A 14483-nucleotide genomic window follows, 5' to 3' on the forward strand; every position below is an offset into this window, starting at 1 on the left:
GCGTGGTGGTGGGGGAACCGGCGCGAACAGAAGCCCGGCGCGGGAGGCTCACCCTCGTCCGGCCCGCGCGCCGACCTGTCCGTGGCCTTCCAGGGCGACCTCACGGGCGCGACCGGCGAGATCGGACGGGCCCAGCTCAACGGCGCCCGGCTGGCCGTCGCCCACGTGAACGCCGACGACGACCGTCCGCTGCGGCTGACGCTGCGCGCGTACGACGACGGGGGCGAGCCCGACCGGACCCTGGGCCGGGCCACGCGACTGGTGAAGGACGAACAGGTCCTCGCGGTGTTGGGACCGACCACGGACGCCTGTTTCCTCGCGGCCGAGACCACCTACACGCAGGCCGTGCTGCCCGTCGTCTCCGTGTCGGTGGGGGTGACGTCCCAGGTCAGGGACGCCGGTCCGTCCACGCTTCGTTCCCACGCACAGCTCTCGCCGAGTGACGAGCTGCTCGCCGCCCCGTGCAACGTCTATCTGACGGGCGAGGCCGACGCCCGCGAGGTGTTCCTGGTCGAGGACCGGGCCGAGGGCGACTTCGCCTGGACCCTGTGCAACTACATCCAGCGGGCGCTCGGCCGCGACGGCAGGGACACGAGCATCGCGAGTGTCGCCGCCGGGAAGCTCGACCCCACCGCGCTCGCCGCACGGGTCGTCGCGTCCGGGTCGGACGCGGTCGTGTTCAGCGGAGGGCAGGAGCGAGCGGGCGCCTTCGCCGCGGCACTGCGCGAGGCCGGCTTCTCCGGGGCCCGGGTCGCCACCCAACGGGCCTTCGGCACACGGTTCCTGGAGCGCGCGGGCCCGGCGGCCGAAGGCTGGGTCTTCGCCACCGCCTTCATCGATCCGGCGGCGACCCCGGCAGCCCGCTCGTTCACCGAGAAGTACGAGGCACGGTACGGGGAGCCGCCCGACCGGTACGCGGCGGAGGCGTACGACGCGGTGCTGTTCCTGGCCGAGGCCTGCGCCGACGGGAAGGCGGCCCTGCGGGAGCGCGGCGCGATCGTACGCCGTATGCGGGAGGTCTCCTACACCGGCATCAGCCGGACCGTCGCGTACACCCCGGACAACGGATACAACCACGACGCGTTGTTCCTGTACCGCGTAGCCGAAGGGAAGTTCGACTTCCGCGGGCAGTACCAGCGGGCGAAGGTATGACGGCGGCGGTCGGACCGGAGCCGGGGACGAGAGTGGTCATCGGGGCTCGTGTCGAGGGGCTATCGTGCCTTCATGTCGCAGGACCTGATTCGCATCGTTTCCCGAGACTCGCCCATGGCCCTGGCACAGGTGGAGCGCGTGCGCGCCGAACTCGCCGTGCTCCACCCGGCGCTGCGCACCGAGGTGGTCCCCGTGAAGACGACCGGGGACAAGTGGATGGGTGATCTCTCCCAGGTCGAGGGCAAGGGGGCCTTCACCAAGGAGGTCGACGCCGCGCTCGTCGCGGGCGAGGCCGATCTCGCCGTGCACTGTGTGAAGGACATCCCCGCCGACCGGCCCCTGCCGGCCGGCACGATGTTCGCGGCGTTCCTGCAGCGGGACGACATCCGGGACGCCCTCGTGGACCCCGCCGGACGCACCCTGGACGAGCTGCCCGCCGGAACCCGTATCGGCACCTCCTCCGTGCGGCGGACCGCGCAACTCGCCGCCTCACACCCGCACTTGGACTGCGTGCCGTTCCGCGGGAACGCCAACCGCCGGCTGGAGAAGCTGGCCGGGGGCGAGGCGGACGCGCTGCTGCTGGCCGTCTCCGGTCTGGAGCGCATCGGCCGCGCGGACGTGATCAGCGAGATCCTGTCCGTCGAGACGATGATGCCGCCGATCGGCGCGGGCGTTCTGGCGCTCCAGTGCCGGGAGGACGACACCGACACCATCGACACGGTCAGTGGGCTCGGCGATCCGGACACCCACCGCGAGACGCTCGCCGAGCGCATGTTCCTGCATGTGCTGCAGGGCCACTGCAACAGCCCCATCGCCGGTTTCGCCCGCACCGAGCACAACGGTGAACTCTCCCTGCGGGCCTCGGTGTTCACCCCCGACGGCAAGACGGTTCTCAACGCGCACGAATGGGCGGGCCGTCTCGACCCCGCGACCCTGGGCACCTCCGTCGCGGTGGCCCTCCTCCGCCAGGGCGCCCGCGACCTCATCGACGGCATCCCGCACTGACCGGCCGCTGCGATGCCCGGTCCGGACCGGACCGGCCCGCGGTCAGTCGAGTCTGCGGGCCAGTACCTGGCCGGGCCAGGTGCCGGAGAGGAAGGGCGCGGTCGGGGTGAAACCGTTGCGTTCGTAGAACGCGACGAGGCGGCCGCCGTCGCCCGCCCAGCAGTCGACGCGGAGCAGTCCCACGCCGGCGCGGCGGGTCTCGTCGACCGCGTGGGACAGGAGGGCCGCGCCTATGCCGTGACCGGCGTGGTGGCGGTCGGTGACGAGGAGGCGGACGTACCGCTCGGGTTCGTCGGCCGGAGGGATCGGCATCTGCGGGCTGGGGCCGGAGTCCAGGACCATGGCTCCCACGGGTGCCCCGTCCCGCTCCGCGATGTACGGGGTGTTCTCGGTCGTGTAGCGCTCGATCCGTGACGGCCCGTCGGGTCGCCGCGAGTACGGGATCGTGCCCCACTGTTCGGTGTTGCCGCGCGCGTTCATCCAGGCCACCGCCGAGTCGAGCATGCGGAGGATGGCCGGGGCGTCGGCCGGGCCGCCCGGTCGGATGCGGAGGGTGTGGGGGGTGTGGGGGGTGTCGGTCACGTCGGGAGCCTAGGTGTTGTCGTGATCGGTGCGGTGGGGACCGGAGGCGAGGCCCAGCTCACGGTCGCCGAGCGGGGTGAAGAAGCGGTGCACGTCCGCGTCGGTGACCTCGGCGAGCGTGGCCGGGGTCCAACGGGGGCGGCGGTCCTTGTCGATGACCTGGGCGCGGATGCCCTCGACGAGGTCGGCGGTGGCCAGGGCCGCGCAGGAGACGCGGTACTCCTGGTCCAGCGCCTGTTCCAGGGAGCCGAGGCTTCGGGACCGCCGCACCGCGGCGAGGGTGACCTTGACGGCGATGGGGGACTTGGCCAACAGGGTCTCGGCGGTCTCCTTGGCCGCCGGGTCCCCGTGGGCGAGCAGCCGTCGGACGATCTCCTCCGCCGTGTCGGCGCCGAAGCAGGCGTCGATCCACTCCCGCCGTTCCGGCAGCTCGGCGGGCGGCGGCTGCCGTACGTGCCGGGCGACGGCGTCCCGGGCGGGCAGTTCGGCGAGGTCGTCGAGGAGCGTGCCGAGTGACGCGGACGGTACGTAGTGATCGGCGAGGCCGCACAGCAGGGCGTCGCCGGCGCCGATCGCCGCGCCGGTGAGGGCGAGGAGGGTGCCGAGTTCGCCCGGGGCACCGGCCAGGAGACGGGTGCCGCCGACGTCCGGGACGAAGCCGATGCCGGTCTCGGGCATGGCGATCCGCGAGCGCTCGGTGACGATGCGGACGCTGCCGTGCGCGGAGATCCCGACGCCGCCCCCCATCACGATGCCGTCCATGACGGCGACATAGGGCTTGGGGTAGCGGGCGATACGGGCGTTGAGGCGGTACTCGTCGCGCCAGAACGCTGCCGAGGCGGTGCCGTCCCCGTCGCGGGCGTCGTCGTGGACGACCCGGATGTCGCCGCCCGCGCACAGTCCGCGCTCCCCCGCGCCGGTGACGACGACGGTCTCCACGGCCGGGTCCTCTTCCCAGGCGGTGAGCGCCTCGCCGATGCGCCGGACCATGGTGTGGTTGAGGGCGTTGAGGGCCTTCGGGCGGTTGAGGGTGATGTGGGCGGCCCGCCCGACGGTGTGCAGCAGCACGGGTTCCTGCCCGCCGGTCATCGAACCGCCTCCCTCACGACTGCCGGTCGGCGCCCCGGGCCTGCCGGCACCCTGGGCGCGCGGGGAGAGCCTACCTGTGCCTCTGAGACCCCTGACCGGGCGGCCCCGTGCATAGGGGTGCCCACAGACCCCGGCCCCGCGACCGTGGGGCGAGGGCGATAGGGGTTGGCTCGGGAGCCTCGGCGGAGCAGCCTTGCCGACGGGCGGTCGCCCCTTCGTCCACAGAACGGAAGGATTCCGTCCTATGCGCGTGCTCTTCGCGACTCACGCCGAGAGAACCCACTTCCACAGCATGATCCCGCTCGCCTGGGCGCTGCGCGCCGCGGGGCACGAGGTGTACGTGGCGTCGCAGCCCGCCCTGACGGAGGACATCACCCAGGCGGGGCTCACCGCCGTGCCGGTCGGCGAGGACCACGCTTTCCTGCGGCAGTTGGAGCAGGCCGGCGGCTCGGCGGACTACTCGGGCGGGTTCGGGCAGGACGGGGACGTGGAGTCGCCCGAGACGTGGGAGGGACAGGGGCTGCTGTACCGCGCCTTCGTCGACTTCTACATGCGCGGCATCAACAACGACGCCTTCGTCGAGGGGCTGGTGGACTTCGCCCGGCACTTCCGGCCGGATCTGGTCGTCTGGGAGCCCTACACCTTCGCCGGGCCGGTCGCCGCGCGTGCCGTCGGCGCGGCGCACGCGCGGCTGGTGTTCAGCCCGGATCTGCTGCAGCAGATGCGGCGGACGTTCCTGCGGCTGCGCGACGGGGCGCCCGAGGACCAGCGCACCGATCCGCTGGAGCCCTGGCTCGGGCCGCTGCTGGACCGCTTCGGCGGGGGCGGGTTCGCCGAGGACATGGCGGTGGGGCAGTGGACCGTCGACACGGTGCCGGCGGACGCCCGGTTCCCGCTGGACGTGCACCGGGTGCCGATGCGGTACGTGCCGTACAACGGGCCCGCAGCGGTTCCCGGTTGGCTGCACGCGCCGCCGACCCGGCCCAGGGTGTGCCTGACCGCCGGGACCACCCTGCGCAACCAGGCGGGACACGACTCCTTCCCCATCGGTGACCTGCGGATGTTCGACGGTCTGGACATCGAGTTGATCGCCACGCTGAAGCAGGTCCCGGGCGAGGAACAGGAGGTGCCGGCCAACACCCGGCTCGTCGACTTCGTCCCGCTGCTGGCGCTCCTGCCGAGCTGTGCGGCGGTCGTCCACTACGGCGGCGGCGGGACGTGGAACACCGCGCTGGGCGCGGGCGTTCCGCAACTGCTGGTCGCGAACAGCTGGTTCGCCCTGCACAAGGGCAGGCATCTGGAGAGCGTCGGCGCGGGGCTGTACGTGGCGCAGCGAGGCGGGCTGCGCGAGGCGCTGGAGCGGATGCTGGACGATCCGTCGTTCGGTGCGGCCGCGCGCCGGTTGCGGGACGAGCAGATCCTGGCCCAGCCGACGCCTGCCGAGGTCGTGCCGGTGCTGGAGAAGTTGACGGCCGATCACCGCTAGGGCCGGTACGGCGGTGTCCCGGACGTCCTTCAGGACGTCCGGGACACCGCCGTACCGGCCCTGGGTCAGCGGTCGGCGCGTGTCTCCATGGCCTTGCGCAGCGCCGTCGCGACCGTGCGCACGTCGGCGTCGTCCAGGCCGGGGTGCAGCGGCAGACACAGGGTGCGCTCTGCGGCCTCCTCGGAGCGCGGCAGCCGCGAGCCGGTGGATCCGTAGACGGGGACCTTGTGCAGGGGCGGGTAGCGGAAGGTCGTGTAGATGCCGGCCGCGTACAGTTCGCTCGCGATCTCGTCGCGTACGGCGGGGTGCATCTGTACCCAGTAGAAGTAGTGGGTGGAGTGGTGGCCCTCGGGCAGGGGCGGGGGGAGTTCCAGACCGGGCACGTCCGCCAGTTCACGGTCGTAGAGTTCGACGATCTCCCGGCGCCGCTCGACGAACCCGGGCAGGCGGCGCAGTTGTACGGCGCCGATGGCGGCGGTCAGGTCGTTGCCGACGATGCGGCGGCCGACCTCGGGGACGTTCAGCTCCCACCAGCGGGTGGACGCGCTCGCCTGACCGAAACCGCTGGGCCGGGCGAGTCCGTGGTAGGCGAGCCGTCGGGCGCGGGCGGCCTGGTCGGGGTCGCGGACGTACAGCATGCCGCCGTCGCCGCAGACGAGGACCTTCATGGCGTCGAAGCTCCAGACGGCCAGGTCGCCGAAGGTGCCGGCGGCCCGGCCGTCGATGTGGGACGACACCGCGCAGGCCGCGTCCTCGATGAGCGTGACGCCGCTGTCCCGGCAGTGGTCGGCGACGGCCGCGATGTCGCCCGGGTGGCCGCCGTAGTGGAGGACCATGACGGCTTTGGTGCGCGGGGTGAGCGCGCGGGCGATGTCGTCGGCGGTGGGGTTGAGGGTGCGGGGATCGACGTCGCAGAAGACCGGGCGGGCGCCGGCCGCGGCGACGGCGTTGGCGGCGGCGACGAAGCTGACGGAGGGCAGAACCACCTCGTCGCCCTCGCCGAGGCCGAGCAGTTCGGTGGTCAGGAACAGGCCGGACGTGGCGCAGTTGAGGAAGACGAGGCGGTCGGCGTCGACGCCGAGGTGGTCGGCGAAGCTTGCCTCGAAGGCCTTGGTGCGCGGGCCGTGCCCGATCCAGTTGCTCGCGAACACCTCGGCCACGGCGGCGAGTTCCTCCTCGCCGAGCCCGGGCTGGAAGACCTGGATCACGAGGCCTCCCTGGGGGCGACGCCGACGAAGAGGCCGCGACCGTTCGGACCGCCCTCCAGGTACTCGACGGACAGGCCCGCGTCCCGGAAGGCGGTCTCGTACTCGTCGCGGGCGAAGAGCGAGAGGATCTCGTGCGAACCGAACTCCCTGATGCCGCCGGTGGTCTCGGCCACGGTGTAACGCACGGTCATGCTGGTGGCGTTGCCGTCGCGGACGGAGTGGGAGAGCCGGCTGACGACGCGGCCCTCCTCCTGGGCGACGGCCCCCGTGACGAAGCCGTCCAGGAACCTCTCCGGGAACCACCAGGGTTCGAGGACCACCACGCCGCCGGGCTCCACGTGGTGGGCCATGCGCCCGAGAGCCTGGCCGAGTTCGCCGGTGTCGGCCATGTAGGCGACCGAGAAGCACAGGCAGGTGACGGCCGCGTAGACGCGGTTCATTGCGAAGGTCCGCATGTCGCCGAGGTGGACGGTGGCGTCGGGCAGCCTCCGCCGGGCGATGCGGCACATCCCGTCGGAGAGTTCCACGCCGGCGAGGTCCGGGAAGCGGGCGCGGAAGGCCTCCAGGTGTTTGCCGGTGCCGCAGGCGACGTCGAGGAGCGAACCGGCATCGGGGTTGCGGGCGGTGACGAGGTCGGTGATCGCGTCCGCCTCGGCGGCCCAGTCCCTGCCCCGGGAGGCGTGGATGAGGTCGTAGATGTCGGCGTGCTCGTCGGTGTAGGCCATGACCGGTCGGGGGGTGGCGGAGGTCAAGGTGATTCCTTTCCTGGTGCGGTGCAGTCCTCGTAACGGGGCAGCAGGCCGAGCGACCTCGCCCGGGCGACGGTGGGGGCCTCCCGGTCGCGGGCGGAGACGATGAGGTCGCTCTCGTCGCCGAGGGGCAGTCCGAGGGCGGGGTCCAGTGCGGACACGGCGTGTTCGTGGTCGGCCACGTACGTGTCCGAGAGCAGGTAGGACATGACGGTGTGGTCGGCGCGGGCGAGGAAGGCGTGTCCGACGCCGAGGGGGAAGTACACGGCGGTCGGCGCGTCGGCGTCGAGCGGCACCGCGTCCCAGGCCATGAAGGTGGGCGAGCCCACCCGCAGGTCCACGACGATGTCCAGGGCCCTACCGTGGGCGCAGTACACGTACTTCGTCGTGCCGGGCGGTGTGCGGGTGAAGTGGACGCCCCTGAGCACGTCGCGCCGCGAGGTGCTGCAGTTGACCTGTCTCACCTCGGGGAACCGGTGGCCGACCGCCTCGGTGAAGGCGGGCTCCTGGAAGGGGGCGGTGAACCTGCCCCGCTCGTCCGGGAACGCCCTGGGGAAGAACTCGAAGGCGCCGTGGACCTTCAGTGCGCGGTATTCCATGGTCAGCTCTCCGTGGGGACGGCCCGGTCCCACCAGGACGGGTGCCGGCGGTACCAGTCGACGGTGAGCGCGAGGCCCGCTTCGAAGTCGTGCCGCGGCTCGTAGCCGCACTCCGCGCGCAGTTTGTCGTCGCGGATCGCGTAGCGCAGGTCGTGGCCCTTGCGGTCGGTCACGTGCCGGACGGCGCTCCAGTCGCGCCCGCAGGCCGTCAGCAGCCGGCCGGTGAGTTCGCGGTTGGTCAGCTCGGTGCCGCCGCCGATGTTGTAGATCTCGCCGGGCCGTCCCTTCAGCCGGACGGCCTCCACCCCCCGGCAGTGGTCCTCGACGTGCAGCCAGTCGCGTACGTTGCGCCCGTCCCCGTACAGGGGCACCTGGCGGCCGGTGAGCAGCCGTGTCACGAACAGCGGGACGACCTTCTCGGGGTGCTGGCGGGGGCCGTAGTTGTTGCTGCACCGGGTGATCCGGACGTCCAGGCCGTGCGTGCGGTGGAAGGACAGGGCGAGGAGGTCGGAGCCGGCCTTGGAGGCGGCGTAGGGCGAGTTGGGGTCGAGGGGGTCGGTCTCGGACCGCGCGCCGGTCTCGACGGAGCCGTACACCTCGTCGGTGGACACGTGCACGAAGCGTTCCACTCCGTGGCGCAGCGCCTGGTCGAGCAGCGTCTGGGTGCCGGTGACGTTGGTGCGGACGAACGCGTCGGCGCTCTCGATGGAGCGGTCCACGTGGGACTCGGCCGCGAAGTGCACCACCTGGTCCGTGCCGGCCATGGCCTCGGCGACGGTTCCGGGGTCGCAGATGTCGCCGTGCACGAACCTCAGCCGGGGGTCGGTGAGGTCGAGGTTGTCCAGCCGGCCCGCGTAGGTGAGCTTGTCCAGGACCGTCACGCGGGACACGTCGGGGGTGTCCGTGTCGCCGTTCAGCAGCATGCGCGTGTAGGTGGAACCGATGAAGCCGGCGCCACCGGTGACCAGGAGGTTCATATCTCCTCCGGGAAGCTCGGGGGCCATGGGTCGGGGGTGTGGGCGCGGGCGCGTTCCATCACGTACCGCCCGTAGGGGGACTGTCGCATCGCGGCGCCCAGCCGGTAGCAGTCGTCCGGTCCGATGAAGCCCAGGTACAGGGCGATCTCCTCGACGCAGCCGATCCGTACGCCCTGGCGTCGCTGGACGTCCCGGACGAACTGGGCGGCTTCCAGGAGGGTTTCGTGGGTGCCGGTGTCCAGCCAGGTGACGCCCCGGCCGAGCCAGACGAGGTCGGCCCTGTCCCGTTCCATGTAGGCGCGCAGGACGTCGGTGATCTCCAGCTCGCCCCGGGCGGAGGGGGTGAGGCCCTTGGCGATGTCCACGACCTCGTCGTCGAAGAAGTACAGGCCGGGAACGGCGAGCGGGGAGCGGGGGCGGGCGGGTTTCTCCTCGATGGACACGAGCCGACCCCGGGCGTCGACCTCGGCGACGCCGTAGCGTTCCGGGTCGGCGACCTGGTGGCCGAAGAGCACGCAGCCCCGCAGCCGCTTCGCGCTCCGGCGCAGCAGGGACGGCAGGTTCGCGCCGTGGAACAGGTTGTCGCCCAGGACGAGGGCGCAGGCACCGCCGGTGATGTGGTCGGCGCCCACGAGCAGGGCGTCGGCGATGCCGCGGGGCTCGTCCTGGACGGCGTAGTCGATGGTCATGCCCAGTCGGCGGCCGTCGCCCAGCAGGGTGCGGAACAGGTCGAGTTCCGCGGGGCGGGTGACGACGAGGACGTCCCTGATGCCGGTGAGCATGAGGATGGAGAGCGGGTAATAGATCATCGGCTTGTCGTAGACCGGCACCAGCTGTTTCGATCCGACGGCCGTCAGGGGCAATAGCCGAGTTCCGTTGCCGCCCGCGAGGACAATTCCTTTCATGGCGCTCCGCACACCGATCGGGAAATCAAGTCTGTCACTCCCCACTTCGAGAACGGGCCCGCACCACGAGGGCGCGACGGACATGCAGGGGAATGTTCTCCATTCATGAGCGGAAAAGGGAAGGGCCACGCGCCCGCGGTGACCCTTAAAAATGCACACTCCCCCTTACACAAACCCCTAGTTCAGGGTGCCCGGCTGCCCTCGGACCCCTAGAAACGCAACAGAAACGGCTGCGCGGGCCCAGCGCCGGATAACCTCGCAGCGCATTCACTGTGCCCTCTCGCGCTCTTCGCACATGACAGGGAGTCAGGCAATGGACGTCGCTGCGAATATTCACCGGTTCCCGATGGCCGAACCCGTCGGATTCGAATATCCTCCCTGCTACCGACAGATCCAGGAAAACGAGCCGTTGGCCCGTATTCGGATGGCCTACGGCATGGAGGCGCGGCTCATCACCCGGCACGCGGATGTCAGGGCGGTCCTGGCCGATCCCCGGTTCAGCAGGGCCGCGACGGCGGGTGTGGACGTTCCCCGGTCGTCGCCGGTGATGCTGCACGACGCGTCGATCGTCACCATGGATCCGCCGGAACACACCAGGCTGCGGCGGTTGGTCGCGCAGGCGTTCACGAAGCGCGGCGTCGAGACGATGCGGCCACGCGTCGTCGAGGCGGTGGCGGAGCTGCTCGACGCCGTGGAGGAGCAGGGACCGCCCGCCGATCTGGTGACCGCGCTGGCCCAGCCGCTCCCCATCCTCGTCATCTGCGCCCTGTTCGGCGTGGCCGACGAGCGCAGCGACACCTTCCGGAAGCTGGCGCACACCATGTTCACCGGCACCGAGCAGCAGGAGGTGGAGTCCGCGTTCGGCGAGATCATGGCGCAGATCACCGCGCTGGTCGCCGAGCGCCGGCGGACCGCGTCCGACGATCTGCTCGGCCGGCTCGTGTCGGCCTGTGACGACGACGACCGGCTCAGCGAGGAGGAACTCGTCGGTCTCGCCCTCGCCCTGCTGGTGGGCGGGTTCGAGAACAGCGCCCAGGAGATCGCCAACTGCGCGGCTCTCGTGCTGAGCAGCCCCGACCGTCTGGCGGAGCTGCGGGCCAGGCCCGAGCTCGTTCCGTCGGCGGTCGAAGAGGTGTTGCGCTTCGCGCCGCTCTCGGTCACCGGCGGCCTCGTGCGGATCGCGGTCGAGGACGTCGAACTCGGCTCCGGCACCATCCGCAAGGGCGAGGCGGTGGTGATCGACACGCAGTCCGCCAACCTCGATCCCGCCGTGTTCGACGACCCGACCGAGATGGACATCCACCGCTCGCCGAACCCGCACCTCATCTTCGGCCACGGCGCCCACCGCTGCATCGGCGCCGAACTCGCCCGGATGGAACTCCAGGTCGCCCTGGGGTCGTTGCTCCGGCGCTTCCCCCGGCTGGCGCTCGCCCTGCCGGCGCAGGACATCCCGTTCACCAAGGGAATGCTGCGCGGTCCCGCCTGTCTGCCCGTCACATGGTGATCGGGACGCGGACCGGGGCGGACGGCACCCGCGAGCACGCGGAGTTCGCGGACTGGCTCGCCGAACGCGCCCGGGTCAACGCGCAGCGGGTGGAGCCGATCCCGTTCTCCGCCCTGTCGGGGTGGGACTTCGACGCCACGACGGGTGATCTGCGGCACCACACCGGCCGCTTCTTCAGCGTGCGGGGACTGCGGGTGCGGGGCGCCGGCCCGGAAGGCCGGGCCGACCGGTCGCAACCCATCATCGACCAGCCGGAGATAGGCGTCCTCGGCATCCTCACGAGGACCGTGGACGGGGTGCGGTCCTTCCTGCTCCAGGCGAAGGCGGAGCCCGGCAACGTCAACGGCGTGCAGCTCTCCCCCACCGTGCAGGCGACCCGCAGCAACTACACACGGGTGCACCGGGGCGGATCCGTCCGGTACCTGGAGCACTTCACCGACCGCCGGGGGCGGGGCCGTGTCCTGGTCGACGTCCTCCAGTCCGAGCAGGGTTCCTGGTTCCTGCGGAAGCGCAACCGCAACATGATCGTCGAGGTGGCCGACGACCTGCCGGTCCACGACGACTTCCGCTGGCTCACCCTCGACGAGATCAGGGCCCTGCTGCGCCGCGACAACCTGGTCAACATGGACGCCCGTACCGTCCTTTCGTGCCTGCCCCCCGAGCACCCCGCCGACGAGCACGGCGCTCTGCACTCCCCGGCGGAGCTGTCCAGCTGGTTCACGGAGGCCAAGACACGCTGCGAGCTGACGGCCGACGTCGTCCCGCTCACCCGTGTCACCGGCTGGCACCGGACGCCGACCGAGATCGCCTGTGACGCGGGCGGGCGCTTCCGCATCATCGCCGTGGACGTCACCGCGCCGCACCGTGAGGTGCCGTCGTGGTCACAGCCGATGCTGGCTCCGTGCGCCCGGGGGCTCGCGGTCCTGCTGTACCGCCGGATCGGCGGCGTCCCGCACTTCCTGATGCAGGCGCTGGCCCAGGAGGGCTGTCTGGACAGGCTGGAGATCGGGCCGACCGTGATGTGCGTACCGGACGAGCAGGCCGGTCTGCCGCCGGACCGGCGCCCGCCCCTGCTCGACGTGTTCGGTTCCCTCGCCCCCGACCGGATCCGCTACGACCAGGTGCAGTCCGAGGAGGGGGGCCGTTTCTTCGCCGCCGAGAACCGGTATGTGATCGCCGAACTGGACGACGCCTTCCCGACGGACGTGCCGCCCCGGTTCTGCTGGATGACGCTGCGGCAGCTCAAGGAGCTGCTGCGGCACAGTCATTACGTCAACATCGAGGCGCGCACCCTGGTGGCGTGCGCGGAGGCCCTCGGATGAGCGGCCTCGTCCGCGTCGGCGTCCTCGGCTGCGCGGACATCGCCTGGCGGCGGATGCTGCCCGCACTCGTCGCGGAGCCGAGGACGCGGCTGGTCGCGGTGGCCGGCCGGAACGCGGCGAAGGCACGCCGTTTCACCGACCGCTTCGGCGGCGAACCCGTCGAGGGGTACGAGCAGCTCCTCGCCCGGACCGACCTCGACGCCGTGTACATCCCGCTGCCCACCGGCCTGCACGCGCGGTGGGCCGTCGAAGCGCTGCGCTCCGGGCTGCACGTCCTGGTGGAGAAGCCGCTCGCGACCAGCCGGGCCGAGGCCTCCGAGATGCTCGACGCGGCCCGCGCCGCCGGGCTGTGCCTGATGGAGAACCTGATGTTCGTCCACCACCGCCAGCACGAGGAGGTACGGCGGCTCGTCGCGAAGGGCGAGATCGGCGAGGTGCGTTGCTTCAGCGGCTCCTTCGGCATTCCGCCGCTGCCCGCCGGCAATGTCCGGCACCGCGCCGACCTCGGCGGAGGCGCGCTGCTCGACGTCGGCGTGTACCCGTTGCGCGCGGCGCGGCTGCTGCTCGGCTCCGGCCTCGAACCGGTCGGCGCGGTGTCACGGGTGGACCCGATCCTCGGCGTGGACGTGGCGGGTCATGTGCTGCTGACCACCCCGTCCGGGGTCACCGCCGAGCTGTCCTTCGGGTTCGAGCACGCGTACCGCTGCTCCTACGCCCTGTGGGGCAGCGCGGGCCGGATCTTCCTGGACCGTGCCTTCACCCCACCGCCCGCCCACCGCCCCGTCGTCCGGCTGGAGCAGCAGGACCTCGTACGGGAGGTCACGCTGCCGGCCGACGACCAGTACGGGGCCGTCGTCCGCGGCTTCGCGGCGGCGGTGCTGGACGGTGTGCCGGTCCGGGACGGGGCGGAGGAACTGCTCGGTACGGCCGACCTGGTGGACCGGGTCCGGGCGTGTGCCCGGGTGATCCGCTAGCGGTTCCGCCGTTCATGCGAGCGGGGCCCGGGGAGAGTCTCCCCGGGCCCCGCTCGTCGTGGCGTCGTCGCTCAGCCGCCGTGGGCGGCCAGCCAGTCGTGGACGGTGCGTGCGGTGACCTCGCCGTGCTCCTCGATCATGGAGTGGTGGTCGCCGGGCACGTCGATCACGTCCAGGGGGACGGGCCAGACGGACTGCCACTCCTCCGGGCGCTTGCGCGGGTGGTCCGGGTCGACGGCGATCATCTCGGAGGCGCGCACCAGGAGCGCGGGTGTGGTGAGGGGACGCGGCCGCCAGGTGTCGAAGAGCGAGAAGTACGACGCCATCGCGGTGAGCCTCAGGCCGGTCATCCGGCCGAACTCCGCCTCGCGTTCGAGGGATCGGGACTCCATGGCGTGGACGATGTAGTCGGTCTGCGGGGTGCCGGCCACATAGGTGTCCAGCATGACGACACCGGTCGCGGGGGTGCCGAGTTCCTCGAGACGGGCGGCCACCGCGTAGGCGAGCGAGCCGCCGGAGGAACGGCCGGCGAGGGCGAACGGGGCGCCGTCCAGCGCGCGGGCGACAGTGCGGGCCGCGTGGTCGACGGCGGCCTCCACGCTGCCCGCGACCAGTTCGTCGGCGACGAACCCCGGCATCATGAGCGAGTGGGTGTCCCGCAGCCCCCGCAGCGGCCTCGCCAGCGCGACGAACTCCTGGTCGCTGGCCCACACCGAGGTGGACGGCAGGCCGACGAGGGCCGGGTGCCCGCCGCCCTCGCCGAGCCTGACCAGTCCCGGTGCCTTGCCGACCGTGTCGGCGGAGGTGAAGGCGGGGCGCAGCCCGGCGGAGTTCATCAGGACCTTGCCCGCCTGGTCGTAGCGGCCGACGGTGACGGCGTGGCGGTAGAGGGACTCGACGGCGTGGGCGACCGCGGTGGTCGGGTCGGGCG

14 protein-coding genes are annotated in these 14483 nt (G+C 71.9%); 6 read left to right on the forward strand and 8 right to left on the reverse strand.

Annotation, left to right across the window (positions count from 1 at the left end):
* Both P1P70_RS27815 and hemC read left to right on the forward strand, forming a co-directional pair.
* On the forward strand, window positions 1–1152 hold a 1152-nt coding region (locus P1P70_RS27815; RefSeq protein ID WP_319242433.1), incomplete at its 5' end, for a branched-chain amino acid ABC transporter substrate-binding protein.
* Window positions 1153–1224: 72 nt separating this feature from the next.
* Entirely contained in the window at window positions 1225–2157 is a 933-nt protein-coding gene (gene hemC / locus P1P70_RS27820) for a hydroxymethylbilane synthase (RefSeq protein WP_319242435.1), read from the forward strand.
* Window positions 2158–2199: 42 nt separating this feature from the next.
* Here the strand turns inward: hemC and P1P70_RS27825 are convergent, their stop codons facing one another.
* Entirely contained in the window at window positions 2200–2661 is a 462-nt protein-coding gene (locus P1P70_RS27825) for a GNAT family N-acetyltransferase (protein ID WP_319242460.1), read from the reverse strand.
* Window positions 2662–2748: 87 nt separating this feature from the next.
* The gene (locus tag P1P70_RS27830) at window positions 2749–3828 is read right to left on the reverse strand and encodes an enoyl-CoA hydratase/isomerase family protein (protein WP_319242437.1); all 1080 of its coding nucleotides are present in this window, start codon (window positions 3826–3828) and stop codon (window positions 2749–2751) included.
* Between the two features lie 244 nt (window positions 3829–4072).
* Here P1P70_RS27830 and P1P70_RS27835 point away from each other — a divergent pair, with 244 nt between their 5' ends.
* Complete coding sequence (locus P1P70_RS27835; protein ID WP_319242439.1) at window positions 4073–5314, forward strand: activator-dependent family glycosyltransferase; 1242 nt, start codon at window positions 4073–4075, stop codon at window positions 5312–5314.
* A gap of 65 nt (window positions 5315–5379) precedes the next feature.
* Here P1P70_RS27835 and P1P70_RS27840 read toward each other — a convergent pair whose 3' ends face one another.
* Genes P1P70_RS27840 through rfbA form a run of 5 tightly spaced genes read right to left on the reverse strand, consistent with a single transcriptional unit; the run spans window position 5380 to window position 9752 of the window.
* Window positions 5380–6522, reverse strand: a complete 1143-nt coding sequence (locus P1P70_RS27840; protein ID WP_319242441.1) for a DegT/DnrJ/EryC1/StrS family aminotransferase — start codon at window positions 6520–6522, stop codon at window positions 5380–5382.
* Entirely contained in the window at window positions 6519–7274 is a 756-nt protein-coding gene (locus P1P70_RS27845) for a class I SAM-dependent methyltransferase (protein WP_319242443.1), read from the reverse strand. Before P1P70_RS27845 ends, P1P70_RS27840 begins: the two co-directional genes overlap by 4 nt.
* Window positions 7271–7870: a dTDP-4-dehydrorhamnose 3,5-epimerase family protein gene (locus P1P70_RS27850; protein ID WP_319242445.1), complete on the reverse strand. Its 600-nt coding sequence runs from the start codon at window positions 7868–7870 to the stop codon at window positions 7271–7273. Before P1P70_RS27850 ends, P1P70_RS27845 begins: the two co-directional genes overlap by 4 nt.
* A 2-nt stretch (window positions 7871–7872) precedes the next feature.
* Window positions 7873–8847: a dTDP-glucose 4,6-dehydratase gene (rfbB, locus tag P1P70_RS27855; RefSeq protein WP_319242447.1), complete on the reverse strand. Its 975-nt coding sequence runs from the start codon at window positions 8845–8847 to the stop codon at window positions 7873–7875.
* The gene (gene rfbA / locus P1P70_RS27860; protein WP_319242449.1) at window positions 8844–9752 is read right to left on the reverse strand and encodes a glucose-1-phosphate thymidylyltransferase RfbA; all 909 of its coding nucleotides are present in this window, start codon (window positions 9750–9752) and stop codon (window positions 8844–8846) included. The genes rfbB and rfbA overlap by 4 nt, the downstream gene beginning before the upstream one ends.
* A gap of 409 nt (window positions 9753–10161) precedes the next feature.
* Here rfbA and P1P70_RS27865 point away from each other — a divergent pair, with 409 nt between their 5' ends.
* From P1P70_RS27865 to P1P70_RS27875, 3 genes are read left to right on the forward strand one after another with little or no spacing between them, the layout of a single operon-like run.
* The gene (locus P1P70_RS27865; RefSeq protein ID WP_319242452.1) at window positions 10162–11256 is read left to right on the forward strand and encodes a cytochrome P450; all 1095 of its coding nucleotides are present in this window, start codon (window positions 10162–10164) and stop codon (window positions 11254–11256) included.
* Window positions 11250–12578, forward strand: a complete 1329-nt coding sequence (locus tag P1P70_RS27870) for an NDP-hexose 2,3-dehydratase family protein (RefSeq protein WP_319242454.1) — start codon at window positions 11250–11252, stop codon at window positions 12576–12578. Before P1P70_RS27865 ends, P1P70_RS27870 begins: the two co-directional genes overlap by 7 nt.
* Window positions 12575–13552, forward strand: coding sequence for a Gfo/Idh/MocA family oxidoreductase (locus tag P1P70_RS27875; RefSeq protein ID WP_319242456.1), 978 nt, complete (start codon window positions 12575–12577; stop codon window positions 13550–13552). Before P1P70_RS27870 ends, P1P70_RS27875 begins: the two co-directional genes overlap by 4 nt.
* A gap of 71 nt (window positions 13553–13623) precedes the next feature.
* On the opposite strand, the gene P1P70_RS27880 is transcribed toward P1P70_RS27875, so the two are convergent.
* Window positions 13624–14483, reverse strand: an 860-nt coding sequence (locus P1P70_RS27880) for a thioesterase domain-containing protein (RefSeq protein ID WP_319242458.1), incomplete at its 5' end; no start/stop codon positions are given.

Origin of the sequence: Streptomyces sp. MB09-02B (genome assembly GCF_033794485.1) — a bacterium.
Taxonomy (GTDB): Bacteria; Actinomycetota; Actinomycetes; order Streptomycetales; family Streptomycetaceae; genus Streptomyces.